The following is a 25,087-nucleotide window of genomic DNA, read 5'->3' as shown; positions in this document are numbered from 1 at the left end:
GGTGGAATATCCGCGTACCGAAGAGGCCGCCGCACGGCTGGAGGTCGTCGAGCAGTCGCCCTCGACGAACGCGCAGTTGCGCGAACGGTCCGCTGACGCGCCGCACCTTGCGGTCCTGCTGACCACCCACCAGACCGCGGGCCGTGGCCGCCTGGATCGCACCTGGACGACGCCCGCGGGTTCCGCTCTCGCGATCTCGGTGCTGCTGAGCGACCTGCCGGATGCCGAGTCGCTCGGCTGGATTCCGCTGGCGGCCGGTCTCGCGATGGCGGATGCCGTGGCTGCGCAGCTTCCCGGCCATGAGGTCGGCGTGAAATGGCCCAACGACGTGCTCGTCGACGGGCGCAAGATCTGCGGGATCCTCGCCGAGGGCACGGGCCGCGCCGTCATCGTCGGCGCCGGGGTGAACACCGCGATGACGACCGAGCAGCTTCCTGTGCCGACGGCGACGTCCTTCGCCGCCCTCGGCGCTGCGGTAGATCTCGACCGGCTCGCCGCCGGCTTCGTCCGCGGTCTGTCCTCGGCGCTGAGCGAGCTGCGCGGCGCCGGGAACGCGGATGCCTCGGGCCTGCGCTCCGCGGTGGAGGCGCGCTGCTTGAGCCTGGGCCGCCTGGTGGACGTGTCGCTGCCGGACGGGACGACGCTGCACGGCACGGCCGTCGGCCTGGAGCCGGATGGGCGGCTGATCGTCGAGGGCGGTGGGGTGCGGCATCCTGTCGCCGCTGGAGATGTCGTCCACGCGACGCTCGTCTGACAGCACGGCTGGCGCTGACACGCCGCGCAGAGTCGGGTGATGTCGCCTGCCTCGGTCACAATGGAGGCATGACGCAGCCAGTGACGCTCGGCGGTCGGCCGATGATGCCGCCACCGGGTGCGCCCAGCGAAGAGCTGCTCGTCGCACGCTTCCGCAGTCAGGCTCGGCGGCTGTTCTGGTCGGCTCTCCTGCTGATCGCCGTGCTCGGTGCCACGGCCTACTTCTACGACAACCTGCCGGATGGCTTCGAGAACTGGATGCTGCTGACGGCCGCCGGCGTCGTGCTGCTCATCGGCGTCGTGATCCCCTTCCTCGTGTGGGTCTCGCGGACCTACGTGATCACGACGCGGCGCGTCATCGTGAAGTCGGGACTGGGTGCCCGCCACCGCCGGGAGATGACGCATGTGCGCGGCTACACCATCAGCGTGCGCCGCGGGATCCTCCAGCGGTTGTGGGGAGCGGGGACGATCACACTGTCCAACGGCGTCGACGCGCCCCTGCGGCTGACCAACGTGCCGACCGTCACTCTCGTGCACGAGACGCTGGTGGATCAGATCGAGGTCAACCAGATCCTGGCGCATCGGGACGCGCAGTCCGCGTCCGATACCGGGCCGACGTCCTGACCGCATCCCGCGCCGGCCTCCGGATGCGGGAGAATGGTCGAGACGAACGGAGAACGCGAATGGCGTTGCGTGTGGGTGTGATCGGTGGGGGCCAGCTGGCCCGGATGATGATCGCCCCCGCGGTCGAGCTGGGGCTCGAACTGCGGGTGCTGGCGGAGGCCGAGGGGATGTCGGCGCAACTGGCGGCCACGGCGGTCGGCGACTACCGCGATCTCGAGACGGTCCGCGGCTTCGCGGCGGATGTCGACGTCGTCACCTTCGATCACGAGCACGTCCCGCAGGAGGTGCTGCGCGCCCTGGTCGACGACGGCGTGGCTGTGCACCCCGGTCCCGACGCGCTGCGCTTCGCGCAGGACAAGCTCGACATGCGTGCTCGTCTCGCCGAACTCGGCATCCCGCAACCGGACTGGGCCGCGGTCGCGACAACGGACGAACTGCAGGCGTTCCTGGACGACCACGGCGGACGAGCGGTCGTGAAGACGCCCCGCGGCGGCTATGACGGCAAGGGCGTCCGCGTCGTGTCGGATGCCGCGGATGCCGCCGACTGGTTCGAAGCCCTCGACGGCGGCGCCCTTCTGGTGGAAGAACTCGTGTCGTTCGTCCGCGAGCTCGCGCAGCAGGTCGCGCGTCGGCCGAGCGGTGAGATCGTCGCGTATCCGGTCGTGGAGACGGTGCAGCGCGACGGAGTGTGCGCGGAGGTCTTCGCACCGGCAGCGGGGGCGACTCTGCGACTGATCGAGGTCGCCGAGGGCATCGGGCGCAGCATCGCCGAGGGCCTGGGAGTGACCGGCATGCTCGCGGTCGAGCTCTTCGAGACCGATGATGAGCGCATCCTCGTCAACGAGCTCGCGATGCGGCCGCACAACAGCGGCCACTGGAGCCAGGACGGCTCGGTGACGTCGCAGTTCGAGCAGCATCTGCGCGCGGTGGCCGACCTCCCGCTGGGCGAGACGACGCAGCGAGCGCCGTGGGCGGTCATGATCAACATCCTCGGCGGGCCGCAGGAGGGCACGCTCGATTCCCGGTTCGCAGATGCCATGGCGGATCAGCCTGGCGCCAAGATCCACACCTACGGCAAGGCGCCGCGGCCCGGACGCAAGGTAGGACACGTCAACGCGACCGGCGACGAGCTCGACGACGTCGTCTTCGTGGCGAGGGCGGCAGCCGATCACTTCCGCTGAGCCTGACGAAGCGTGAGCCTGACGAAGCGTGAATGTCCGCGCCGTTCAGCGGATCGTGAGGCACCAGACCGTACCCTGGGTGAGTGACTGAGCCGCTGCACTCCGCTGCCATGCCCCTCGTCGGTGTCGTGATGGGATCCGATTCCGACTGGCGCATCATGAGCGACGCCTCCCAGGCGCTGACCGATTTCGGGATCGCCCACGAGGTGGAGGTCGTCTCGGCGCACCGGACGCCGGACAAGCTCGTGCAGTACGCACGCGAGGCCCGCGGCCGCGGCATCAAGGTGATCATCGCCGGTGCCGGGGGTGCGGCCCACCTGCCCGGCATGCTCGCCTCCATGACGCCGCTGCCGGTGGTCGGGGTCCCCGTTCCGCTCGCCTACCTGGACGGCATGGACTCGCTGCTGTCGATCGTGCAGATGCCGGCCGGCATCCCGGTCGCGACCGTCTCCATCGGCGGGGCGCGCAATGCCGGCATCCTCGCCGCCCGCATCATCGGATCGTCGGATGCCGAGATCGCCGACCGCATCGAGGAGTACGCCCGCACGCTCGAGGGGCAGGTGGCGGAGAAGAACCAGCGGCTGAAGGACTCGCTGTGACCATCGCCGCGCCGCGCGCGGGTTTCGGCGCTCGCCCTCTCATCGAGACGCGACCGATCCGCAACCCCGATCTGACCGATCCCGGCTTCATGGCGCGGCGCGGATGGTGGCTCGTCGTCCTGAACGTGCTCGTGCCGGGGTCAGCCCAGGTGCTCGCCGGCAACCGCCGCCTCGGCCGCTTCGCCCTCGGGGCGACGCTGACCGGCTGGCTCCTCGTGATCGTCGCCGTCGGGCTCGCGCTCTTCGCGCGCCCGACGTTCCTCTGGCTCACGGTGGGAGCCGGGTGGATGTCCAGCATCCTGCTCACCGTCGTGCAGGCCGTGCTGGTGGCGTATCTCGTGCTGTGGATCGTGCTCGCGATCGATACCTTGCGGCTCGTGCGCCTGGTGAGGGTGTCGACCGTGTCGCGCTTCGGCATCCCGATCGCGATGGTCGTGATCCTCGGCCTGGTCGGGAGCGGCACGGCGTACGCCGCGAGCGTTGTCGGCTCGAGCCGGGACACACTGGGGTCGATCTTCACGCAGAGCGGGCCGAGCCTGCCGCCGAGCGACGGCTACTACAACATCCTCCTGCTCGGCGCCGACAGCGGCGAGGGCCGCGACTCGATGCGCTACGACAGCATCTCGGTCGTCTCCGTCAATGCCGACACCGGCGCCGTGACGATCACCGGCATCCCGCGGGATATGCCCGGCTTCCCGTTCGCCGAGGGGCCGATGCATGACAGGTATCCGGACGGGCACGAGAGCCACAACGATCCCGAATGCGGATGGGGCAGCGGGATCAACCAGCTGCGCACCGAGGTCGAGGTCTGCAACGACGGCGCGGAACTGTATCCGGATGCCGTGGCGCAGGGCTCCGAGCCGGGCATCGAGGCGACCAAGGATGCCGCCGAAGGCATCCTCGGGATCACGATTCCGTACTACGTGTTCATCGACATGCACGGCTTCGCGAACCTCGTCGATGCGCTCGGCGGCGTGCAGATCACGGTCGATCAGCGTCTGCCCAAGGGCGGCGGCCCTTCGTACGACGGCGAGCCGGCCGCAGACTGGGCGATCGGCTGGATCGAGCCCGGCGAGCAGACGATGGACGGCGACACCGCGCAGTGGTACGCCCGCTCGCGGTACACCACGAACGACTGGGACCGGATGAAGCGGCAGCGTCAGCTGCAGGAGGCGATCCTCGCGCAGTTCACGCCGCAGACCGTGCTGACGCGCTTCAACGAGATCGCCGCTGCGGGGACGGCTCTCGTCGAGACCGATCTTCCGCAGGACAAGCTGCCGGAGTTCTTCGATCTGGTCACGAAGGCGAAGGAGCTGCCGGTCACCACGATCGAGCTCACGCCCGAGAACGGGATCGACGACCGGGATCCGGACTACGACTACATCCGCCAGGTCCTGCAGGACACCCTGCACCCGCCGACGCCCACGCCCGAACCGTCCTCCTGATCGCAGGCAGGTCGATGGGCTCGCGGAGCCCCACGCTCCACGAGCCCATCGGTTCGGCACAGGGCGACGACGGACGGAGGGGGAGGGGCCGTCGCCGCCCGGCCAGTCACAGTCGCCGCATGCGACGACCGGACTCAGATGCGACGCCGTCGCGCGACACCGGTCGCGATCAGGACGCCGCCGGCGGTCAGCGCGAGCGCGCCGCCGCCGATGAACCACGGCGACACGGAGCCGCCGGTGAGTGCGAGCTCGATGCCGGAGTCGTTCGACCCGGTCAGCGGCAGCTCGGTGTCGGCAGGAGCCGGTGCGGGATCCTGCTCGCAGTCGGATCCGACGCCCGATTCCAGGACGGTGATCGTCGCGGTGTAGTCGCGGGAGGGCGTGACGGATCCGGCCGACGATCGTGCCACCGCAAGGTCACCGGGCGCTGCCGCCCCACCGGAGTGCGTGCCGCCCGAGAACGTGAGGGAATACGTCCCCTCACCGTCCGACGGTGGCCGGAACGACACGACCAGGCTGCCGTCGCCGGAGGCGACATCGCCCGAGATCGCGGCCGCAGCGGAGTTCAGCCCCGACACCGCCACGTTGACGCGCTCGCCGGGCAGGAAGTACCCCGCGCCGAACGAGATCGTCGCGGCTTCGCACGTCTCGATGATCGGATCGCCGACCGAGACACGCGGATTCTCCGCGTACGTGCCCGGCGGTGGAGCCGGGACCTCGAACGATGCCGCCGAGGCGGCGGTCGGCGCAGCCAGGAGCAGCGCTCCCGCGGTAAGGCCGATGACGGCCATCTTCTTCAGCATGATTCTCCCCCAGAGAGATGCACGCGGAATCACACTCGAACACACCCCTGCATTCGACTGCGTGGACCCTTCCTGCCCCCACGGCAGGATGGCAGAGTCCGATATTCCCCAGTGAGGTTGACACTAGCGCATGCAGGGGTGAAAGTCACGACCCGCAGTCGATGGATTCCCGTGTCACTTCCGGGGTGCGGATGAGCGGCGTGTGCGCGACTTCGGTGAGCCGGTCGCCCGCGCCGTCGCCGGTGAAGTCGACCGTGATCGTCGTCGATTCGCCCGGGGCGAGCTGGACCGAATGCTGGAGGACCGTCCGCCCCTCGATGACGGCCGTCTGCACCTGCTCCTCGGTGCCGTCGCGATCGATGCGCACCGGCGTCGCGCCCTGCGGACCGTACACGGCGACCAGCGTGCGGGTTTCACCCGCGGGTACGCCATACCACCCGGGAGCCGTCACGTATTCGGGCAGGGCGGTGGCGGCATCGGCCGGCGCGTTGTTGGTCCAGGTGACCTGGAACCGGGTGATCTTCTCGCCGGCGCACACACCGGTGGCGACGGCGAACGCCGCGTCGGCGTAGTAGTCCATCTTCCCGCCGGTGGTGTCGTTGAACAGGACACCGACCCAGGTCGCGTCGTCGTCGTCCGTCGGCAGCGCGCCGCCCAGGGCGGTGGATGCCAATCGGGTCTGCTCGTCCTCGTGGGCGCTCCAGATGCGGACGCGGCCTTCATCCGACGATTGCGAGAGCGCACCCAGCAGAGCCTGCGGCTCCCCGGAGGAGAGCGCAGCGGCCAGAAGTGCACTCGACGCTTCCGCGAAGACGGCATCCTGGGTCTCCGAATCGGGGATGGCGCTGTAGATCTCCGACATCAGGATGCTGAGGACGTTGTCCGCATCGGCCGTGAACGGTCCGAAACTCACCGGACCCGTCGCCGCGATGAGGTGCTGGGCGACGACCGTGTCGACAGCGATGACACCGTCGACGCTGCCTCCGAATCGCTGCGTCCAGCGCTCGGCGATCAGGGGTCCGGCCTCGGTGAACTCCGGGATGCTGGTGAGGTTCTGCATGTAGAGACCCGGTTGATCGTCGAACAGCGACACGGTGGTCTCGCTGGTCTCCAGCGGGACCTCGCGCCGCGGGAAGTCGCTTGTGGAGGCATTGTGCACGATCCGGATGGTCCCGTTGTCGGCAGTGATCAGCGCCATGGCACCGATGATTCCGCCGGACGAGCGCACCTCCGCGTTGTTCTGCATGGCGACCACATAAGACCGGGGGCCGTCGGCGCCGAGCATGCTCGGCAGGAGCACTGCGGCGCCGTGCAGCGTTCCGACCAGCGTCGCCGCCTCCTCGACGGCATCGCGGACCTCGCCGACCGCATCCTCGAGCGGAGGGAGCGTGGCACCGGCATCGATCGCCCGCGCCCGGATGAGGGCGTCCGAGAGCGTCTCATCCGCGCGGCCGAGGGGAGCGGCGGCGTCCGCGAAGGGAGCGAGATCGATGGTCGTACCGGTGAAGCCGAGGTCGGCGGGATCCAGTCCCTCCGCGGCATCCAGAACCGGCGTCAGGGCATCGGCGCTCACGGTCTCCGCGATCTCCGCGATCTCGCGCACGGCCGAGAAGTTCGGCCCGAGGAACGGCACGAATTCAAAGCCGCGCCAGATCGGGTCGCTCGTGAGATCGGCCGCCTCAGCGGCGTGGCCGGCGATGCGGTCGGCGACCAGCTCGGCCCCGTCGAGATCCCGGGCTGCGACGGCCGTCTTGAGCTCGGAGGTGTTCTCCGCCACCGCCTGGAGCTCATTCGTCGCGCCGATGCCGCGGACGGCGACCCAGCCGATCGCCACGAGCAGGAGCACGACGAGCGTGCCGATGGTCCAGCCCAGCCACCGTCGATGATGCCGCGGGAGTCGTCCGTCGCTCACGTGAGCATTCAAGCACGCCTGCGCCGCCGGGACGACCGTTGGCGCGCGTCCCGGCGAAGGGGCCGAGGCCGTCTACCCTTCTGTTATGGGTGCTCAGCTGCGTGTCGTTCTCGATCAGCTCGCGCAGGTCGTGTCGCCGGACATCGCCTGGGCCTCGCTCGAACTGACGACGGGACTCCTGGCCACGGCGCCGAGCGGATGCACCGTCGACGTCATCGTCCCGGCGGGCGCGAAGCCCGAGATCCGCGGCATCGGCGAGGTGCGGACTCTCGGGTTGCAGCGACGCGAGCTCGCGGCATCCTGGCAGCTCGGCATCGCACCGATGGTCGGCGGCGGGATGATCCACGCGCCCAGTCTGATGGCGCCACTGGTCAAGCACGACCGCGTGCACGACATGGACCAGACGGTCGTCACGCTGTGGGACCTGGACGCGTGGGAGGAGCCGCAGACGATGGCCAAGCCCGCCGTCGCGTGGCACAGGGGAATGCTGCGTCGTGCAGCCAAGCACGCGGACGCGATTGTCGTCCCATCGCACGCCTTCGTCGATCGCCTCGAGGAGTACGCCCGATTCGGCGATCGCGTGCGGGTGATCGCAGGGGCCGCGGCATCCGGATTCCGGGCACCGGAGGACGCAGCGGCCCGCCGCACGCGGGTCGGGACGCCGGAGACCTACGTCGTGGTCGCCGGCGCGGGCGAGTCGTACGAGCACGGGTTCCGTGCCGCCGTGGCCGCCGGAACGGGTGCCGTGGTGCTCGGAGCAGCGGACGGCGACGAGCCGAAGCTCGTCGAGCTCGCGTCGGCCGCCGGGCTTCCGGAGCGCAGCGTGCATGTGCCCGGGCAGCTGGACGCGGCCGATCGCGCCGCTGTGCTCGCGGGTGCGCGTGCGTTCGTCGCCACGAGCGCGTCGACGGCCTGGCCCTGGCGCGCCGTCGAGGCGATGACGCTGGGAGTGCCGGTCATCGCGGTCGACAGCGGCGTGCATCGAGATGTCATCGCCGACGGCGGAGTCACGGTTTCACCCGAGGAACTGCCGGATGCCGTGGCGGACGCCGTCGCGTCGAGCGCGGCGCGTCTGAAAGTGCTCGCCGGGGACCGGTCGCGCGCGTTCTCGTGGGCGAGCTCAGCCGAGCGCGTCTGGGCGCTGCATGCCGAGCTGTAGCTGCTGAGAGGTTGCTGAGCAGGGGCGACACACGGCCCGGCGCGCCACGCGCAGGGCGCGCCAGAGCGGATAATGCCGTCTCGTGCGTCACACTGGTCACATGTCTCGTCGTGCCCCACGCCCTCGAAACGTGCCCAGGATCACCCGAATCCTCACCGTCTTCCTCGCTGCCATAGCGGTGACGGTCGGTACGGCGATACCTGCGAGCGCCGCGACAGCGGCCGCTGGCGCTGGAGCACCCATCTCGAGGGTGGCTGCCGACCCGGCATCCAGTGGCATCGTCAAGACGTCTCTCGCAGGTTTCAAGGCCGGGAACATCATCAGCGACGCCGTCTTCACGAACCGCTCTTCGATGTCCGAAGCGCAGATCCAGTCGTTCTTCAACGGCAAGGTGAAGACGTGCCGGTCCGGATACACGTGCCTGAAGGACTTCAGGACCACGTCCGTCAATCGCCCGGCTGACACCTACTGCAAGGGGTACACCGGCGCCGCGAACGAGTCGGCCGCGCGGATCATCTACCGTGTGGCGCAGAGCTGCGGGATCAACCCGCAGGTGCTGATCGTGATGCTCCAGAAGGAGCAGGGGCTCGTCAACCACACCTGGCCGAGTTCCTGGCGCTATGACAAGGCGCTCGGGCAGGGGTGCCCGGATGGCGGCATTCCCTGCAATCCGAAGTTCGTCGGATTCTTCCACCAGATCTACGGCGCGGCCCGCCAGATGCAGATCTACATGGAGGGTCGCCACTTCACCTGGTACGCGCCGGGGAAGACCTGGAACATCCGCTGGGACGTCGAGGCGTCGTGCGGCAGTTCGCCCGTGTACATCGAGAACAAGGCGACCGCGGCGATGTACTACTACACGCCGTATCAGCCCAACGCCGCGGCGCTGCGCGCCGGTTACGGCACCGGGGACTCGTGCTCGGCGTACGGCAACCGCAACTTCTACAACTACTTCACCGACTGGTTCGGCTCGACCCAGAAGCCGACCGCGCCAGCGCCGGCGCCTGCTGCGGATCCGCCGAAGCTGGCGAACGTCAACACATCCGCGTATGTGGTCAGCACGGACTCGGCCGGAAACGTCTGGGGCTACCCGTTCGCCAAGGGCGTCTGGGGCACGCGCGTGAAGATGGCGAGCGGCCTCGGCGCGCTGAAGTCCTTCTTCGGCGTCGGCGACCTGAACGGGGATGGGCATCGCGACTTCATCGCGGTCGGTTCGAACGGCAAGCCGTCGGCGCTGTACGGCAACGGTTCGACGACGCTGTCGGCGCCCAAGGGGCTGGGCGGAGACTGGTCAGGGACGAAGACGGTGGTTCCGGCTGGTGACTTCAACAGGGATGGCCTCCCAGACGTCTTCACCGTCGATTCGGCGGGCAAGCTCTTCTTGCGTGCAGGCGACAACCGCGGCGGATTCCGGGCTCCCGTGGCAATCGGCTCGGGATGGGGCGCCATGAGTCAGCTCATCGGTGGCATCGACATGAACGACGACGGCAAGACGGACCTCATCGCGCGCGACAATGCCGGGAGCCTGTTCCTCTACCCGGGAAACGGCAACGGAGGATGGGGTTCCAAGGTTCAGATCGGCAACGGCTGGAAGAGCATGACCGCTATCTTCAGCCCCGGTGACTTCACCGGAAACGGCACGCCTGATCTCCTGGCGCACGGAGCAGACGGACGGTTGGTCGCGTTCGAAGGACGAGGCACCGCGTATCCCAAGAGCCTCGGCGTCGTCGGCACGAGCTGGCACACTCTGGCGACGAAGGGATCCGTCGGTCAGGCGGTGAAGAACTCTCGGCCGCTCACGGCAGGCGTGGGCAATGCCGACGGGCGAGCCGGGAACGATCTGGTCGCCATAACCAAGAGCGGTGAGGTCCGGATCTACGGTGGAGACGGACACGGCGGGTGGACCGGTGTGACGAGGCTCACGACAGGGTGGACGGCCCGCGACAAAGTGATCGCCCTCGGTGACTTCGGCAACAACGGGATCCGCGACATCGCGCGCATCGACGCCAACGGTGCGTTCTGGCTCTATCCGGGCAAGAGCGGCGGCGGCTACACCGACCGGAGACTGATCGGACAGGGATGGCAGAAGTTCGCCCACGTCATCGGCGGACTCGACTTCGACGGCGACAGACGCACTGACATCATCGCCATCACGCCCCGGGGTGAAATGTACCTCTATCTCGGCAACGGCAATGGCGGCTGGGAAACCGGCAGAGGCATCAAGATCGGCAACGGATGGGGCATCGCGGATCAGGTGCTCAATGTCGGCGACTTCACCGGGGACGGTCACGCCGATCTGGTCGCCCGGCTCAAGGACGGGACGTTGCGCGTCTACCCCACGACGGGAAAGAGCACTTTCGCCGCGCCGCGCCAGATCGGCAACGGATGGGGTGCGATGGATCGGATCATCGGTCCTGGTGACTTCGACGGTGACGGGCTGGCTGATGTCATCGGCATCCGCAAGGACGGGACCATGCACCTGTACCCGGGCGATGGCAAGGGCGGCTGGAAGGCACGCAAGCAGATCGGCAACGGCTGGAGTTCGATCAGCAGTGTGGGCTGACGGCGTCGGCTCCCGGGGACGTGTCCTGGCAGAAGTCTCAGCCGCCCATGGGATACTGGATGCCGCGGTGACGGATGTCATCGCGTTCGATTGTGTGGGCCAGTGACTGATACCCGAGACCTCTTCGCCGCCGTCCCGCGCTCCGAGTTCGACACCCCAGGCAAGAGCCGCGGGCTGATCGACGTGGTGCGCTGGCGCTATCTGCTGCGCCTGCTCGTGCGCACCGGTGTGACGACGCGTTACCGAAACTCCGTGCTCGGCTGGACCTGGTCCTACGTGCGACCCGCGGCCCAGTTCCTCGTGTTCTGGGTGGTGCTCGGGCTGTTCATGCAGCTCGACCACGGCATCCCGAACTACGCCGTGTACCTGTTCAGCGGCATCGTGATCATCAACCTCTTCTCCGAGGCGTTCAAGAACGCGACCACGTCGATCGTGGGCAACGCCGCGCTGGTGCGGAAGGTCTTCCTTCCCCGTCAGCTGTTCGCGGTGTCGGCCGTGATCGTCGCGTTCGTGCACTTCCTGCCACAGGTCGGCCTGCTGCTCGTCGTCTGCCTGCTGCTGGGTTGGATCACGAACATCTCGCTGCTGTCGGTGCTGGCGATCTTCGCCGGCATGATCATCGTGATGGTGTTCGCGCTCGGCCTCGGACTCTTCTTCGGTGCGATCAACGTGCGCTTCCGGGATGCCGAGAACATCGTCGAGCTCATGCTGCTGCTGGCGACGTGGGCGTCGCCGGTGCTGTACGGCTGGTTCCAGGTGCAGCAGGCGGTGGTGGACACGCTCGGCTGGCCGCAGTGGATCGTCGATCTGTACCTGCTCAACCCGATCACGCAGGGCGTCGAACTGTTCCACTACGCCTTCTGGCGCCCCGTCACGGCGACCGCGTTCGAGATCCCGCCGGGGCTCGCCTGGAACACGCTGTGGACGTTCCTCATCGCCGTGGTCACGCTGCTGCTCGGCCAGCTCGTGTTCCGCCGCCTCGAAGGAAGGTTCGCACAAGACCTATGAGCGAGCAGACAACCCTCAAGCCCAGCATCATCGTCGACGGCGTGCACAAGCGGTTCACGCTCAATCACGCGTATTCGCTCAAGGACACCGTGGTGTCCTGGATCAAGCGGCGCAAGCTCACCAGCGAGTTCGAAGCGCTCAAGGGCATCGACCTCGTGATCGGACAGGGCGAGTCCGTCGCGATCCTGGGACTCAACGGGTCCGGCAAGTCGACGCTGCTCAAGATGGTCTCCGGCGTCATGGAGCCCGACGATGGGCAGGTGCTCACACGTGGCCGCGTCGCCGGCCTCATCGAGGTCGGAGCTGGCTTTCACCCCGAGCTCTCCGGGCGCGAGAACGTCTTCCTCAACGCGGCCATCCTGGGCATGAAGCAGCACGAGATCGAAGCGCGCTACGACGAGATCGTCGCGTTCAGCGAGATCGAGCAGTTCATCGACCAGGAGGTCAAGCACTACTCGTCGGGCATGTTCATGCGGCTGGCGTTCTCCGTCGCGATCCACGTGGAACTCGACGTCCTGCTCGTCGACGAGATCCTCTCGGTGGGCGATGCGCCGTTCCGCGAGAAGTGCCGCCTGAAGTTCGAAGAGCTCATCGACCACGGCAAGACCCTCGTCGTCGTCAGCCACGACATGGAGATGGTTCGCGAGCTCTGCACACGCGGCATCGTGATCAACAAGGGCGACGTCGTCTACGACGGTGAAATCGAAGGCGCCATCGCACTGGTGGACAAGTGATCCTGGACTGGGTCGCGCAGATTCCGGTCGTCGTGGCCGGGGTGCTCGTGGTGTTCGGACCCGGGATCCTGGCTCTCTGGGGGGTCGGGCTCCGCGGACTGTCGCTGGTCGCCGCGGCACCGCTCTTCGGCGTCGTGACGGTCGGCGCGACGGCGCTGTTCTTCGGTGCCGTCGGCATTCCCTGGTCGCCGCTGGGCTGGGGGGTCACGGCGCTGCTGATCGCGGGGCTCGCGTGGGTCATCGCGCGCGTGCTGGGCAACAGACTGCCCTCTGCGCCAGTGGCAGGACCGCGGTGGTCAGTGATCGCTGGTCTGGTGATCGGTGCGGCCATCGCGGTGTGGAGGCTGACGGCATACATCGGCAGCCCCGACGCCATTTCGCAGACCAACGATGCCGTCTTCCACATGAATGCCGTGCGCTTCGCCGTGGAGACGGCGGATGCGTCATCGCTGCACATCAACGCCGTCATCGGCGGGAACAGTTTCTATCCGGCCGCATGGCACGGGATCGTCTCGTTGGTCGTCATGATGACGGGCGCCTCCGTCGCCGCCGCGGCGAACGCGATCACGCTCGTCATCGGCGCGCTCATCTGGCCGCTCGGCATCGCCTGGCTCGCGCGCGAGGTCAGCAGTTCGCGCGCTGTCGCGGCGTATGCGGCGATTCTGTCGAGTGCGCTGCAGATCTTCCCGCTGCTGCTGTTCCAATGGGGAGTGCTGTTCCCGAATGCGCTGTCGATGGCGCTGGTTCCTGCCGGAGTCGCACTCGTCATGGCGTTGTGGAGATGGAGCGCGGGGACCACTCCTTGGCGTGCCGGGATTCGCGGTGCACTGCTCGTCCTCGTCGTCGTCGGCGCCCTGTTGCTTTCGCAGCCGTCCGCGTTCCTGCCCTGGGCTCTGATCAGCGTGATCTGGTTGACGTTCCGCCTCCTCGGTGGCGCACCCGTGCGGCGGGCACTGGCGCTGGTCCTCGTCGCGGTCTCGTGGATCATCCTCGCGGCGCTGTGGGCCTATCTGGCGCAAGGTACGACGGGCTCGCATTGGCCGCCCATTCGCGGCAAGCTGGCCGTGCTGGTGGACATCCTGCTGAACGGTCAGGTCATGATCCCGTTCGCGTACGGCGTGAGCCTGCTCATGGTCCTCGGTCTGATCGTCGCGGTGCGCCGTTCGAATATGCGATGGCTGGCTGTCGCATGGGTCGCAGTATCTGCCCTGTACTTCCTGGTCGCCACGGTCGGGAATCCGTTCGTGCGCAACGCGATCCTCGGCGCCTGGTATGCGGATCCGTACCGGATCGCGGCGATCGCTCCCGTCGTGGTGATCCCTCTCGCTGCTCTCGGCGTCGATGCGGTCGTCCGCACCGTGACGCGACGGTTCGGGCATGCGGAGAACGATTCGATCCCTACGCTGCTGGCCGTGTCCGGAACGGCCGTCTTCATGATCGTCCTGGTCCTGGTGCGTCCTGTCGCGATGCCGGAAGTCACAGAGGGGACCGTTTACCAGGGCTCGACCTACCGTGCTGGCTCCGATACGTACTTGAGTCCCGATGAGCGCGAACTGCTCGAGTCGCTTCCCGACCGCGTCGCCGCTGATGATCGGGTGCTCGGGAACCCGTCGACGGGCTCGGGCTTCGGGTACTTCCTGAGTGGACTCGACGTCTACCCTCGGACATGGGCACCGCCTCGAACAGACGCGTGGCAGGTACTGGCGATGCACTTGCGGGACGCCGAAACGGAGGCCGCCGTCTGCGACGCCCTCGAACTGTACGGATCGCCCGAGTACGTGCTCGACTTCGGCCCTGGCGAGGCAGAGCCCGGCCGGTACGTCATGCCGGGGATGACCGACTTCGAAGGACAGGACGGTTTCGAGTTCGTCGCGGAACAGGGCGACGCATCACTCTGGCGGATCACGGCATGCGACGAGTAGCGGCACAGGCCTCCCGACTAGGATCGATCACGATGGAAGCCGCAGAAAGTCGTGTCCTCATCGTCCTTCCGGCGCTGAACGAAGAGGAATCCGTCGCGCGCGTCGTTCGCGACGTCCGCAACGCGATCCCCAGCGCCGTCGTCGTCGTCGTCGACGACGGGTCGAAGGACCGGACCGGCATCGTCGCAGCCGAGGCGGGAGCGACCGTGCTGACGCTGCCTTTCAACCTGGGTGTCGGAGGAGCCATGCGGGCCGGCTTCCGTTTCGCCCGCGACAACGGCTTCGACGTCGTCGTCCAGGTTGATGCGGATGGACAGCACGATCCGGCGGCCGTCCTCCAACTGATCCGAGGACTCGGCGAGGCCGACCTGATGATCGGTGCGCGTTTCGCGGGAGTCGGGGACTACGGCGTACGCGGACCGCGGAAATGGGCCATGCGCATCCTCGCGTCTGTCATGAGCAGGGTCGCCCGAACCCGGCTGACCGATGTCACGAGCGGGTTCAAGGCTGCCGGTCCGCGAGCCGTGCGCCTGTTCGCCGATACTTTCCCGGCCGAGTATCTCGGCGACACCGTCGAGGCGCTCGTCATCGCTGCACGGGCGGGGCTGGTCGTGCGACAGCTGCCGGTGGAGATGCGCGAGCGTCAGGCGGGCAGTCCCTCGCATCATCCGTTCAAGGCTGCCGTCTATCTGGTGCGTGCATGCGCGGCCTTCGGGCTGGCGATGCTGCGGCCGCGCACGCGACTGGAGGACGTGCGATGAGTCCTGTGACGTATGCGTTCGGCATCGCCGCCGCGGTCCTCGCGCTGGTCGCCATCATCGAATTGATGCGTCGTGGCACTCTGCGGGAGCGGCACGCCGTGTGGTGGTTCGTCGGCGGCGTGCTGGCACTGGTCATCGCAGTCTTCCCGCAGACGCTCACCTGGGCCGCCCAGACGCTCGGCATCACGGTGCCGACGAACCTGGTGTTCTTCGTCGCGATCGGACTGCTGTTCCTGGTCAGCCTGCAGTACGGCGCAGAGCTGACGAGAGTCGAGGAGAAGCTGCGTACGCTGGCGGAGCAGTCTGCGTTCCAGGAGAACCGGATCGCGCAGCTCGAGCGACGTCTCGACGATCGTTCCGCTCGTGCCGAGCGTGCGGACGGAGACCCGCACGAATGAGTCGACCCATGCGTGCGCTCATCGCGTCACGACTGTTCCCTCCGGAGGTCAGTGCCGGTGCCTTCCGCCTCGGCGCGCTCGGACGCGCGCTCGCGCGCAGGGGCGCCGAGGTGACCGTGCTGACGACGCGTCCGCCGAAGCACGCTCCCGCCGTCGCCGATCCGCCCGGCGTCGCTGTGCGCCGCTGGCCGGTGCTGCGTGATCGCGGAGGAAACGTCCGTGGGTACATCCAGTACCTCAGCTTCGATGTGCCGCTGATCTTCCGCCTGATGGGGCGTCGATTCGATGTCGCCGTCGCCGAGGCCCCGCCGACGACGGGACTCGTCGTGCTGATCGTCGCGTGGCTCAAGCGACGTCCGGTCGTCTATTACGCGGCTGATGTCTGGACCGACGGAGTCGTCTCGATGGCGGCTCCTCGTCCGGTCATCTCCGTCATCCGCGGGCTCGAGCGAGCCGTTCTGCGAGGCTCGAGAGGAATCATCTCGGTCTCCGACGAGGTGACCGCCCGCCTGATCGAACTGGGCGCCGATCCCGCGCGGGTCACGACGGTGGGCAACGGCATCGACACAGCGGTCTTCGCGCCCGACGTGGAGCGGGCGACGGATGATCAGTACTTCGTCTACACCGGCACGATGTCCGAATGGCAGCAGCCCGATATCTTCGTGCGGGCCCTGGCGCTCATCGCCGATGAGCATCCGAACGTGAAGCTGCGATTCTTCGGCCAGGGGTCCGTCCAGTCCGCCCTCCGGTCTCTTGCCGAAGAAATCGTCCCCGGCCGCGTCAGCTTCGGGGGAGTGGTGAGCCCGACAGCATCTGCCGCGTGGATACGAGGCGCCGTGGCCGCGTTGGTCAGCATCGTTCCGGGCATCGGCTACGACTTCGCCAAACCCACCAAGACGTATGCCGCCGCGGCCATCGGGACTCCGGTGCTGTTCGCGGGCCCAGGCGCTGGTGCCGAGCTGGTGCGATCGGCCGAACTGGGCGTCGCTGTCGAATTCACGCCCGAGGCCGTCGCAGACGCGATGCGCGCCCTGCTCGCCGAGATGACGGATGGCCGGACCGAGAGCCGTCGGGCGGAGCGCGCCGGCTGGGCGGCCGAACACGCATCTCTCGATGCCGTGGCCGCGCGGGTCTCGGCGGTGGTCTCTCAGGTCGCTCTGGCGCGCGCCGGTAAGCTGAACAAGGCCTCTGGTGCGAGCTCTCGACCGGAGTGAAAGGCATTTTTCATGACTGAATCCGTGCGCATCGTCGACTCCGCCGACGTGGCATCGAACGCCGTCATCGGCGATGGGTCCTCGATCTGGCATCTGGCACAGGTCCGTGAGGACGTTCGTATGGGCGCGAACTGCATCGTCGGGCGCGGCGCGTACATCGGCACCGGCGTCGTCATGGGCGACAACTGCAAGGTGCAGAACTACGCGCTGGTCTACGAGCCTGCGAAGCTCGGTGACGGCGTCTTCATCGGCCCGGCCGTGGTGCTGACGAACGACACGTATCCGCGTGCGATCAACCCCGACGGCTCGATCAAGAGCGCGCACGACTGGAAGCCCGTCGGCGTCATCGTCGAGCGAGGCGCCTCCATCGGCGCCCGTGCGACGTGCGTCGCCCCCGTCACCATCGGCGCCTGGGCGACGGTCGCCGCAGGTGCCGTCGTCGTCAAGGACGTCCCCGCATACGCCCTGGTCGCCGGAGTCCCGGCACGCCGTATCGGCTGGGTGGGGGAGTCCGGTCATCCGCTCACCCGCGCGGATGCCGACGGCGTCTGGATCTGCCCCGCGAGCGGCACGCGCTACATCGAGAACGATGGCGCACTGAGCAAGGAGAACGTGTGAGCGAGTTCATTCCCCCGGCCAAGCCGATCATCGGCGACGACGAGCGCGAGGCGGTCGATCGCGTCCTGCGCAGCGGCATGGTCGCGCAGGGACCGGAGGTCGCGGCATTCGAGGACGAGTTCGCGGCGCACTTCGTCCAGGGTCGTCCGACCGTCGCGGTCAACTCCGGTACCGCAGGTCTCCACCTCGGTCTCCTCGCCGCCGGTGTCGGCGCGGGGGACGAGGTCATCGTGCCCTCCTTCACTTTCGCCGCCACGGGCAACTCGGTGGCGCTCACCGGTGCGACGCCGGTGTTCGTCGACATCGAGCCCGAAACCTTCTCGCTCGACCCCGAGGCGGTCGCTGCGGCGATCACACCCAAGACCAAGGGGATCCTCCCGGTGCATCTCTACGGGCACCCGGCTCGGATGCGCGAACTCGAAGCGCTCGCGGCCGCCCGCGGCGTCGCGCTGTACGAGGACGCCGCGCAGGCGCACGGAGCTGCGCTCGACGGCCGTCCGGTCGGAACCTTCGGCGACTTCGCGATGTTCAGCCTGTACCCGACCAAGAACATGACCAGCGGCGAGGGCGGCATGGTCACGACGGCGACCGGCGACATCGCCCGCCGGGTGAAGCTGCTGCGCAATCAGGGCATGGAACGTCAGTACGAGAACGAGATCATCGGGTTCAATGCCCGCATGACCGATATCCACGCTGCGATCGGTCGCGTGCAGCTCACGAAGGTGGATGCCTGGACGAAGACCCGTCAGGCCAATGCGGCTTTCCTGGACGCCAACCTGCAGGGCGTGGTCATCCCGCCGGTCGCCGATGGGGCCACGCACGTCTACCACCAGTACACGATTCGGGTGACCGATGACCGCGACGGTTTCGTCGCCGCTCTCAAGAGCGAGTACAACGTCGGTTCCGGCGTGTACTACCCGATTCCCAACCATCGCCTTCCCTCGCTCGCACCGTACGCGCCGGGCCTCGAACTGCCCGAGACCGAGCTCGCCGCGCGCGAGGTCGTCTCGCTGCCCGTGCACCCGTCGCTCACGCAGGACGACCTGGAACGCATCGTCGCAGCGGTCAACGCCGTCGCCGGGGCCGGCGCCTGATGGCCCTGCGTGCAGGACTCCTCGGCGTCGGGATGATGGGCCGCCACCACGCGCGCGTGCTGCGCGAGGTGGAGGGCGTCGACCTGGTCGCGATCGCTGATCCGGGCGGTGACCCGCACGGCGTCGCTGGTGACCTCGAGGTCCTCCCCGACATCGAGGCACTGATCGCTGCCGGAATCGACATCGCCGTCGTGGCCGTTCCGACGCGCTTCCATGAGGATGCCGCGCTCAAGCTCGCGGCTGCGGGAGTGCATACTCTCGTCGAGAAGCCGATCGCCGACACCGTCGAGGCCGGGCAGCGGATGGTCGACGCCTTCGCGTCGGCCGGGCTGGTCGGTGCCGTCGGTCACATAGAGCGTTTCAACCCTGCACTGCAGGAACTGCGCCGCCGGATCGAGGCCGATGAACTCGGCGCGGTCTACCAGGTGGTGACCCGCCGTCAGGGGCCGTTCCCGTCGCGTATCGCCGATGTCGGCGTCGCGAAGGACCTCGCATCGCACGACGTGGACCTCACGGCGTGGGTGGTGCAGAGCGACTACGAGCGCGTCTTCGCGCAGACGGCCTTCAAGAGCGGTCGCGAGCACGAGGACATGATCACGATCACCGGGCGCACGGCGTCGGGCGTCATCGTGAACAACATCGTGAACTGGCTGAGCCCCATGAAGGAGCGCCTCACTGTTGTCACGGGGGAGAAGGGCGCCTTCATCGCCGATACCTCCACAGGTGATCTGACGTTCTATGCCAACGGCACGATTCCGCTCGAGTGGGAATCGGTGTCCTCCTTCCGCGGCGTCTCCGAAGGAGACGTGACCCGATACGCGTTCGCCAAGCGCGAGCCTCTTCGAGTCGAGCATGAGGCGTTCCGCGACGCCGTGCTCGGGAAGAAGACCGACGTCGTGACCATGGAGCAGGGCCTTCGGACGCTCGTCGTCGTGGAGGCCGCGCTGGAATCAGCGCGAGAGGGTGCGTCGGTCTCGCTCTGATCACATGAAACTCATCGTCCGCACTCTCCGACGACTGATGCCGTTCCTCCCGGCGTCGGCTCGTCGATTCCTGTTCGTGTATTCGCTGACATCGTCCGTGCTTTCACTGATCGATGTCGTGGCACTCATGCTGATGGCCTTGACGCTCGCCGCCAGCGTGACTCAAGCGGACATCACCCTGCCCCTGCTGGGTACGATCTCGGCGGATCAGTCCCTCGTTCTGATCCTGGTGCTCGCCGCCATCGTGATCCTGAAGTCCGCCGCCAATGTGTGGCTGCAGTGGATCGCGACGCGTCGCTTCGCCTCATTCGAGCTCAGCGTCGGGCAGGAACTGTTCGGCGCGTACATCCGAGCGTCCTGGACGGACCGGATCTCGCGCAACAGCGCCCAGATCGTGGCCATGTCCGACAGCGGCATCGCCAACGTGGTCGCCGGTTTCCTCCTGCCGATCACGACGCTTCCGGGGCTGATCGTCACCAGCGTGGGCGTCGTCGCGGTGCTCATCGTCTCGCAGCCGATCACCGCCCTGGTGACGATCGTGTATCTCGGCGGGATCGCGCTGCTGCAGTACTTCGTGCTCAGCGGCAAAACGCGTCAAGCGGCTCGGGTGGCGCGCGATTCCGCGCTCCGCGTCGCCGCGCTCATCTCCGGCATGGTCGCGTCCCTCAAGGAGATCACGCTGCGCGACAAGGCGGACGAGGTGAGCAGCGTCGTGGAACGCAATCGTCGTCAGACCGCCCAGGCTCGGGCGAACTCCAGTTTTCTGGCGACCGTTCCGCGATTCATCTTCGATGCGGCGATCATCGGCGGCTTCGTCATCGTCGGCGGTGCGGCGATGATCAGTTCCGGCGGCGACATGAACAGCACCATCTCCGCTGTGGCGATGTTCGGAATTGCGGGCTTCCGGCTCGTGCCGTCGCTGACCGGGTTCCAATCGGTGATCACCCGAACGATCACCTCGGCGCCCTATGTGGATGCCGTCATCACCGACATCGAAGCGTCCAAGAAGTTCCTCGCGGATCAGGAGATCCTCGGCAAGCAGCCGCTCCCGGGCGAGCCGCGGCAGCTCGATCTGCAGGACGTCGCGTTCACGTTCCCCGGAAGCGATCGACCTGCTGTCCGGGGCGTCGACCTGAGCATCCCGATGGGAGCCACGGTCGGCATCGCCGGCGCGTCCGGAGCCGGGAAGTCGACGCTCATCGACCTGCTGCTCGGGTTGCTGACGCCGACGCAGGGTTCGATCAGGATCGATGGTCTGCCGCTCGAGGACGTCATGGCCGCGTGGCGGACGCACGTCGGTTACGTTCCGCAGGAGGTGACGCTCTTCGACGGCACGGTCGCGCAGAACATCGCCCTGACCTGGGGTGACGATCTCGACCTTGCGCGTGTGGAGCAGGCGGCTCGCCGCGCTCAGCTCTGGGACGTCATCGAGCAGCGCGCGGACGGGCTCTCCTCTCGCGTCGGCGAACGCGGGCTCACGCTTTCGGGCGGCCAACGGCAGCGGTTGGGCATCGCGCGGGCGCTGTACAGCGACCCGCTCATCCTGGTCCTTGATGAGGCGACCAGCGCGCTCGACACGAAGACCGAGGCGGATGTCGCGGATGCGATCCGCGACCTGCGCGGCGATGTGACCGTCATCGCCGTCGCACACAGGCTCAGCACCATACGCGACTCGGACATCGTCCTGTTCATGCACGACGGCACCGTCACAGCGCAGGGCACCTTCGATGAGGTGGTCGCCGCGAGCGCCGAGTTCGCGGCGCAGGCGAGACTGGCAGGCCTCGCATGAGCACACTGTCGACGAAGGCGCGCATGGCCTATCGGCGAGCGGTGGGCATGCTGCCCGATCGACTCTCCGTGCCGTTGCGTCCTACCGATCGGAAGTTCGAGCTCGCGGATGTGCCACCTCCGGTCGAGGCGCCGATGGGAGACACACGTCTGTACACGGCGCCGGCGAACTTCGCCGCGCAGGGTTACCAATGGGCGCGAGCCGCCGAGAGGCTCCCCGGCGTCGGCGCGGTGAACATGCAGTACCGTGCCAGTGGTGATTTCGGCTTTCCGGCCGACTACTCGGTGTCCGAACGGGTGTTCCTGAACTCCGGCACGTGGGCTCGCCGCCAGCGCGATGCGGTCGCCGACGGTTTCACGCACGTGATCTTCGAGGCCGAGCGGCCCATCTTCGGGCTGGAGTTCGAGCGCTTCCCCGAGCGGGAGGCGCGTTGGCTGCAGGTTCGTGGTCTCCAGGTGGGGCTGGCGAGCCTCGGAACCGATCTGCGGCTGCCCAGCCGGCATGCGCAACTGGACCGATGGTCGCCGTTCCGTGATGGCGACCGTGCGTGGATCGCCGACCTCGAAACCAAGGCGCTTCGGAACCGTGGCCTGTTCGAGCGCCTTGGCGTCCCGTCCTTCGTCGCCACGCCGGAGCTGCTGGGCGATTGGCCGGATGCGGTCTGGCTGCCGATCGTGATCGACCCATCGGATTGGCACTCGGATCGCGAAGCGCTGACCGGCGGAGCTCCGGTCGTGCTGCATGCCCCGACGAATCCGGCGGTCAAGGGCACCGCGCTCATCGAACCCGTCGTCGAACGCCTGTCGGCGGACGGCCTCATCGATTATCAGCGCATCGTCAAGGTCCCGGCATCCGAAATGCCCGAGCGGTACGCGCAGGCGGACGTGGTGCTGGATCAGTTCGCGCTCGGCATCTACGCCACGACGTCGATCGAAGCCATGGCGGCTGGGCGCCTCGTAGTCGCGCATCTGCACGATCAGGTGCGCGACCACATCCGGGAGGTCACGGGGCTCGATGCTCCGATCGTCGAGGCCACGCCTGACACGATCGGTGAGGTGCTCCGCGACGTCGCCGCTCGGCCGGAGCACTATCGCGAAATCGCTCAGCGCGGTCCGGACTACGTCGAGGCCGTGCACAACGGTGCCCTCGCGTCGCGCGTGCTCGCGCCATTCCTCGGCAAGGGGACCCGAACGAGGAGCGACGCATGACATACGGGAGCGAAACACCGCCCGCACGACAGCGCGTCCTGGTGGTCGGCTATGGTGTGGCCGGCGTCGGCATCGCTGCGGACGCGCGCTCCCACGGACACGAGGTCGTCGGCTTCCTCGATGATGTGAAGCGCGCACCGGAGGTCTTGGGGGCCCTCGGCGACGTCAACCGCGTTGTCCGCGAGCATCACATCGACTCCGTCTACTTCGCCATCCCGACGGTCGACGCGAAGGTCCTCCGCGATTTCCTTTCGGGGCTGGAAAAGACCGGACTGCGCCTGTCGATCCTGCCCCGGACGTACAAGACGATCAGCAGCGAGACGGTGAGTGTGAGCGACCTCACCGACGTCGACGTCCTGCAACTGGTCGGTCGCCAGCCGATCAAGCACGACCTGCTCGACGCGCAGCGCATGGTCGGCGGCAAACGGGCCCTGGTCACCGGCGCGGCTGGTTCGATCGGCTCCCGGCTCGTCGAACACCTCCTGACACTGGGGACCGCTCAGGTGGTCGCGGTGGATTGGTGGGAGACCGGCCTGTTCCACTTGGAGAACCGCCTCGCCGACGATCGGCTCCGTGTCGTCGTCGCCGATGTGAAGAACGAGAGTCGGATCGCAGGCATCTTCGCTGAGTACCGTCCCGAACTCGTGTTCCACGCAGCCGCCTACAAGCATGTCCCCCTCATGGAGGACAATCCGATGGAGGCGGTGGCCAACAATGCGTTCGGGGCGGAGAACGTCCTCCGACAAGCGATCACCGCCGGCGCGAGCCACGCGGTGTACGTCTCGACCGACAAGGCGGTCCGGCCGGCGAACGTGATGGGCTCGTCGAAGCGCCTGGGCGAGCTGCTGCTCAGTGACCTTGCTCAGCGCTCCGGGGACACGAAGCTGACTGCCGTCCGATTCGGCAATGTGCTCCAGAGCAACGGCAGCGTCATGGAGACTTTTCGACGCCAGATCGAAGCCGGTGGGCCTCTGACCGTCACGCATCGGGATGTCACGCGGTTCTTCATGACCATCGACGAGGCTGCCCAGCTGATCATCCAGTCGGCTCTTCTCGGTTCCAACGGTGATATCTGCGTCCTCGACATGGGGGAGCCGGTCCGAATCTTGGATCTGGCCGAGAGCCTCGTGCGCGCCACAGCGCCCCATGTTCGCATCGACGTCACCCAACTGCGTCCGGGGGAGAAGCTCTACGAAGAGCTCACTTACAATCCAGACCTGGCGACGAGCACCGCGAACAGCAAGGTCTTCATCCTGCAGGTCGAGGACGAGATGAGCATTCCGGCGGCTCGGATTCGGGCGCTGATCGCGGAGATCCGATCGGGAAACTACTCCGACGAGCAGACGATCGCGGCGTTGCGGGACATGGGCTTCAACGTCAAGGAGCGCGCATCCGCATGACGACAAACGATCAGTCAGCTGTGCCGGAGTCCGTCGTCGTCACCGGTGGCAACGGCCGTATCGGTCGGCTCGTCGTCTCGGATCTGCGAGCGCGCGGCGGCCGGGTGACTTCGTTGGCGCGAACGCATGGACCCGGCGCACGGCCCGATGACATCTCCATCGATCTGACCGATGCAGCGCGTCTCGCCGACGTCGTCGCACGATCTGGCGCGACGACGATGCTGCACCTTGCGGTTCAGCGCGGAGACGACGTCGAGAAAGTGAATGAGCGGATCGACCTCGCCGTCGCCTCCGCTGCGTCCGGACTCGCTCGAGTCGTGCTCGCCTCATCGGGGGCGGTCTACGGTGTCGACGCGACGGACGCGCGCTCGGAAGGTGCGCCGTTGGATGGGGACAGCGCGTATGCGCGCTCCAAGCAGCGGTCGGAGGAGATCTTCGCGGATCTCGTCGCGCGGGACAGGGGCGTGTCAGTGCTGGCGCTGCGCATCTTCAACGTTGCGGGGCCGGCATTCCCTGATTCACTCGTGCAGCGACTGATCCGTGCCGATGCCGCGGATCCGGTATCGCTCAGTGAACCCGACCGGTTCGTTCGTGACTACATCCACCAGGACGACCTCGTCGACCTCGTGCGCGCTTCGTTGACGGTCGCATCGACCGGATTCCGCGTAGTGAACCTGGGGGCGGGGATCGCCGTCAGCACGCGAATGCTCTTGGACTCGATCCGACCGAGCCCGGACGGCTTCGTCGTCGCTCCAGGACCGGCGAGCTCGAACTGGGCTGACGTCTCGGCGATGCACGCGCTGCTCGGGATGCGACCCCGGGCGATACCGGATCGCAGCTGGGACCGATCGGTTGTCGATTCGGCGCGGGCCGAGCGAGTCGCGCCGATCGACGCAAAGGGGGACAGGACGTGAGAGCG

At 67.6% G+C, this 25,087-nt stretch carries 22 protein-coding genes; 20 read left to right on the top strand and 2 right to left on the bottom strand.

Annotated features, from left to right (window positions below; genetic code table 11):
- The first annotated feature begins 1 nt into the window (after nucleotide 1).
- The 5 genes from M2317_RS02525 (at nucleotide 2) to M2317_RS02505 (ending at nucleotide 4,602) form a co-directional block, all read left to right on the top strand.
- Complete coding sequence (locus tag M2317_RS02525) at nucleotides 2-754, top strand: biotin--[acetyl-CoA-carboxylase] ligase (protein ID WP_429457005.1); 753 nt, start codon at nucleotides 2-4, stop codon at nucleotides 752-754.
- Nucleotides 755-822: 68 nt separating this feature from the next.
- Nucleotides 823-1,377 (top strand): PH domain-containing protein, encoded by a 555-nt coding sequence (locus M2317_RS02520; protein WP_429457003.1) that lies wholly within the window; start codon nucleotides 823-825, stop codon nucleotides 1,375-1,377.
- 23 nt (nucleotides 1,378-1,400) lie between these two features.
- The gene (locus tag M2317_RS02515) at nucleotides 1,401-2,558 is read left to right on the top strand and encodes a 5-(carboxyamino)imidazole ribonucleotide synthase (protein WP_429457001.1); all 1,158 of its coding nucleotides are present in this window, start codon (nucleotides 1,401-1,403) and stop codon (nucleotides 2,556-2,558) included.
- 131 nt (nucleotides 2,559-2,689) lie between these two features.
- Nucleotides 2,690-3,157: a 5-(carboxyamino)imidazole ribonucleotide mutase gene (gene purE, locus M2317_RS02510; protein WP_429457644.1), complete on the top strand. Its 468-nt coding sequence runs from the start codon at nucleotides 2,690-2,692 to the stop codon at nucleotides 3,155-3,157.
- Complete coding sequence (locus M2317_RS02505; RefSeq protein ID WP_429457000.1) at nucleotides 3,154-4,602, top strand: LCP family protein; 1,449 nt, start codon at nucleotides 3,154-3,156, stop codon at nucleotides 4,600-4,602. Before purE ends, M2317_RS02505 begins: the two co-directional genes overlap by 4 nt.
- A gap of 134 nt (nucleotides 4,603-4,736) precedes the next feature.
- On the opposite strand, the gene M2317_RS02500 is transcribed toward M2317_RS02505, so the two are convergent.
- The gene (locus tag M2317_RS02500; RefSeq protein WP_429456998.1) at nucleotides 4,737-5,405 is read right to left on the bottom strand and encodes a hypothetical protein; all 669 of its coding nucleotides are present in this window, start codon (nucleotides 5,403-5,405) and stop codon (nucleotides 4,737-4,739) included.
- 145 nt (nucleotides 5,406-5,550) lie between these two features.
- A complete protein-coding gene (locus M2317_RS02495) occupies nucleotides 5,551-7,317 on the bottom strand; it encodes a DUF4012 domain-containing protein (protein ID WP_429456997.1) in 1,767 nt (588 codons plus the stop codon).
- Between the two features lie 85 nt (nucleotides 7,318-7,402).
- Here M2317_RS02495 and M2317_RS02490 point away from each other — a divergent pair, with 85 nt between their 5' ends.
- From M2317_RS02490 to M2317_RS02420, 15 genes are all read left to right on the top strand, one after another.
- Nucleotides 7,403-8,476, top strand: a complete 1,074-nt coding sequence (locus M2317_RS02490; RefSeq protein WP_429456995.1) for a glycosyltransferase — start codon at nucleotides 7,403-7,405, stop codon at nucleotides 8,474-8,476.
- Nucleotides 8,477-8,726: 250 nt separating this feature from the next.
- Complete coding sequence (locus tag M2317_RS02485) at nucleotides 8,727-11,039, top strand: FG-GAP repeat domain-containing protein (RefSeq protein ID WP_429456993.1); 2,313 nt, start codon at nucleotides 8,727-8,729, stop codon at nucleotides 11,037-11,039.
- A 102-nt stretch (nucleotides 11,040-11,141) separates the two neighbouring features.
- Nucleotides 11,142-12,047: an ABC transporter permease gene (locus tag M2317_RS02480; RefSeq protein ID WP_429456991.1), complete on the top strand. Its 906-nt coding sequence runs from the start codon at nucleotides 11,142-11,144 to the stop codon at nucleotides 12,045-12,047.
- A complete protein-coding gene (locus M2317_RS02475) occupies nucleotides 12,044-12,781 on the top strand; it encodes an ABC transporter ATP-binding protein (protein ID WP_429456989.1) in 738 nt (245 codons plus the stop codon). Before M2317_RS02480 ends, M2317_RS02475 begins: the two co-directional genes overlap by 4 nt.
- The gene (locus tag M2317_RS02470; protein WP_429456988.1) at nucleotides 12,778-14,703 is read left to right on the top strand and encodes a DUF6541 family protein; all 1,926 of its coding nucleotides are present in this window, start codon (nucleotides 12,778-12,780) and stop codon (nucleotides 14,701-14,703) included. Before M2317_RS02475 ends, M2317_RS02470 begins: the two co-directional genes overlap by 4 nt.
- Before the next feature lie 32 nt (nucleotides 14,704-14,735).
- Nucleotides 14,736-15,464: a glycosyltransferase family 2 protein gene (locus tag M2317_RS02465; RefSeq protein ID WP_429456986.1), complete on the top strand. Its 729-nt coding sequence runs from the start codon at nucleotides 14,736-14,738 to the stop codon at nucleotides 15,462-15,464.
- On the top strand, nucleotides 15,461-15,862 hold the full coding sequence (locus M2317_RS02460; protein ID WP_429456984.1) for a DUF2304 domain-containing protein: 402 nt from the start codon (nucleotides 15,461-15,463) through the stop codon (nucleotides 15,860-15,862). Before M2317_RS02465 ends, M2317_RS02460 begins: the two co-directional genes overlap by 4 nt.
- Entirely contained in the window at nucleotides 15,859-17,076 is a 1,218-nt protein-coding gene (locus M2317_RS02455; RefSeq protein WP_429456982.1) for a glycosyltransferase family 4 protein, read from the top strand. Before M2317_RS02460 ends, M2317_RS02455 begins: the two co-directional genes overlap by 4 nt.
- A gap of 12 nt (nucleotides 17,077-17,088) precedes the next feature.
- Nucleotides 17,089-17,694: a DapH/DapD/GlmU-related protein gene (locus M2317_RS02450; protein WP_429456980.1), complete on the top strand. Its 606-nt coding sequence runs from the start codon at nucleotides 17,089-17,091 to the stop codon at nucleotides 17,692-17,694.
- Nucleotides 17,691-18,788 carry a DegT/DnrJ/EryC1/StrS family aminotransferase gene (locus M2317_RS02445; protein ID WP_429456979.1) on the top strand — a complete coding sequence of 366 codons (1,098 nt, stop codon included), beginning with the start codon at nucleotides 17,691-17,693 and terminating at the stop codon, nucleotides 18,786-18,788. Before M2317_RS02450 ends, M2317_RS02445 begins: the two co-directional genes overlap by 4 nt.
- A complete protein-coding gene (locus M2317_RS02440; protein ID WP_429457642.1) occupies nucleotides 18,785-19,771 on the top strand; it encodes a Gfo/Idh/MocA family oxidoreductase in 987 nt (328 codons plus the stop codon). The genes M2317_RS02445 and M2317_RS02440 overlap by 4 nt, the downstream gene beginning before the upstream one ends.
- A 4-nt stretch (nucleotides 19,772-19,775) precedes the next feature.
- Nucleotides 19,776-21,560: an ABC transporter ATP-binding protein gene (locus M2317_RS02435; protein WP_429456977.1), complete on the top strand. Its 1,785-nt coding sequence runs from the start codon at nucleotides 19,776-19,778 to the stop codon at nucleotides 21,558-21,560.
- Nucleotides 21,557-22,768 carry a hypothetical protein gene (locus M2317_RS02430; RefSeq protein ID WP_429456976.1) on the top strand — a complete coding sequence of 404 codons (1,212 nt, stop codon included), beginning with the start codon at nucleotides 21,557-21,559 and terminating at the stop codon, nucleotides 22,766-22,768. Before M2317_RS02435 ends, M2317_RS02430 begins: the two co-directional genes overlap by 4 nt.
- Nucleotides 22,765-24,168, top strand: coding sequence for a polysaccharide biosynthesis protein (locus tag M2317_RS02425; protein WP_429456974.1), 1,404 nt, complete (start codon nucleotides 22,765-22,767; stop codon nucleotides 24,166-24,168). The genes M2317_RS02430 and M2317_RS02425 overlap by 4 nt, the downstream gene beginning before the upstream one ends.
- Nucleotides 24,165-25,082 (top strand): NAD-dependent epimerase/dehydratase family protein, encoded by a 918-nt coding sequence (locus M2317_RS02420; RefSeq protein ID WP_429456972.1) that lies wholly within the window; start codon nucleotides 24,165-24,167, stop codon nucleotides 25,080-25,082. Before M2317_RS02425 ends, M2317_RS02420 begins: the two co-directional genes overlap by 4 nt.
- Nucleotides 25,083-25,087 lie beyond the last annotated feature (5 nt).

The sequence above is a fragment of the Microbacterium sp. ZKA21 genome, from assembly GCF_050434165.1.
Taxonomy (GTDB): domain Bacteria; phylum Actinomycetota; class Actinomycetes; order Actinomycetales; family Microbacteriaceae; genus Microbacterium.
This window is presented reverse-complemented; position numbering and strand designations above follow the sequence as displayed.

What these genes read in the sequence shown, in the direction of transcription:
- M2317_RS02520 (WP_429457003.1), top strand. Translation starts at nt 823, where the DNA reads ATGACGCAGCCAGTGACGCTCGGCGGTCGGCCGATGATGCCGCCACCG.
- M2317_RS02515 (WP_429457001.1), top strand. Translation starts at nt 1,401, where the DNA reads ATGCGGGAGAATGGTCGAGACGAACGGAGAACGCGAATGGCGTTGCGT.
- purE (WP_429457644.1), top strand. Translation starts at nt 2,690, where the DNA reads ATGGGATCCGATTCCGACTGGCGCATCATGAGCGACGCCTCCCAGGCG.
- M2317_RS02500 (WP_429456998.1), bottom strand. Translation starts at nt 5,405, where the DNA reads ATGCTGAAGAAGATGGCCGTCATCGGCCTTACCGCGGGAGCGCTGCTC.
- M2317_RS02490 (WP_429456995.1), top strand. Translation starts at nt 7,403, where the DNA reads ATGGGTGCTCAGCTGCGTGTCGTTCTCGATCAGCTCGCGCAGGTCGTG.
- M2317_RS02475 (WP_429456989.1), top strand. Translation starts at nt 12,044, where the DNA reads ATGAGCGAGCAGACAACCCTCAAGCCCAGCATCATCGTCGACGGCGTG.
- M2317_RS02465 (WP_429456986.1), top strand. Translation starts at nt 14,736, where the DNA reads ATGGAAGCCGCAGAAAGTCGTGTCCTCATCGTCCTTCCGGCGCTGAAC.
- M2317_RS02460 (WP_429456984.1), top strand. Translation starts at nt 15,461, where the DNA reads ATGAGTCCTGTGACGTATGCGTTCGGCATCGCCGCCGCGGTCCTCGCG.
- M2317_RS02455 (WP_429456982.1), top strand. Translation starts at nt 15,859, where the DNA reads ATGAGTCGACCCATGCGTGCGCTCATCGCGTCACGACTGTTCCCTCCG.
- M2317_RS02450 (WP_429456980.1), top strand. Translation starts at nt 17,089, where the DNA reads ATGACTGAATCCGTGCGCATCGTCGACTCCGCCGACGTGGCATCGAAC.
- M2317_RS02435 (WP_429456977.1), top strand. Translation starts at nt 19,776, where the DNA reads ATGAAACTCATCGTCCGCACTCTCCGACGACTGATGCCGTTCCTCCCG.
- M2317_RS02430 (WP_429456976.1), top strand. Translation starts at nt 21,557, where the DNA reads ATGAGCACACTGTCGACGAAGGCGCGCATGGCCTATCGGCGAGCGGTG.
- M2317_RS02425 (WP_429456974.1), top strand. Translation starts at nt 22,765, where the DNA reads ATGACATACGGGAGCGAAACACCGCCCGCACGACAGCGCGTCCTGGTG.
- M2317_RS02420 (WP_429456972.1), top strand. Translation starts at nt 24,165, where the DNA reads ATGACGACAAACGATCAGTCAGCTGTGCCGGAGTCCGTCGTCGTCACC.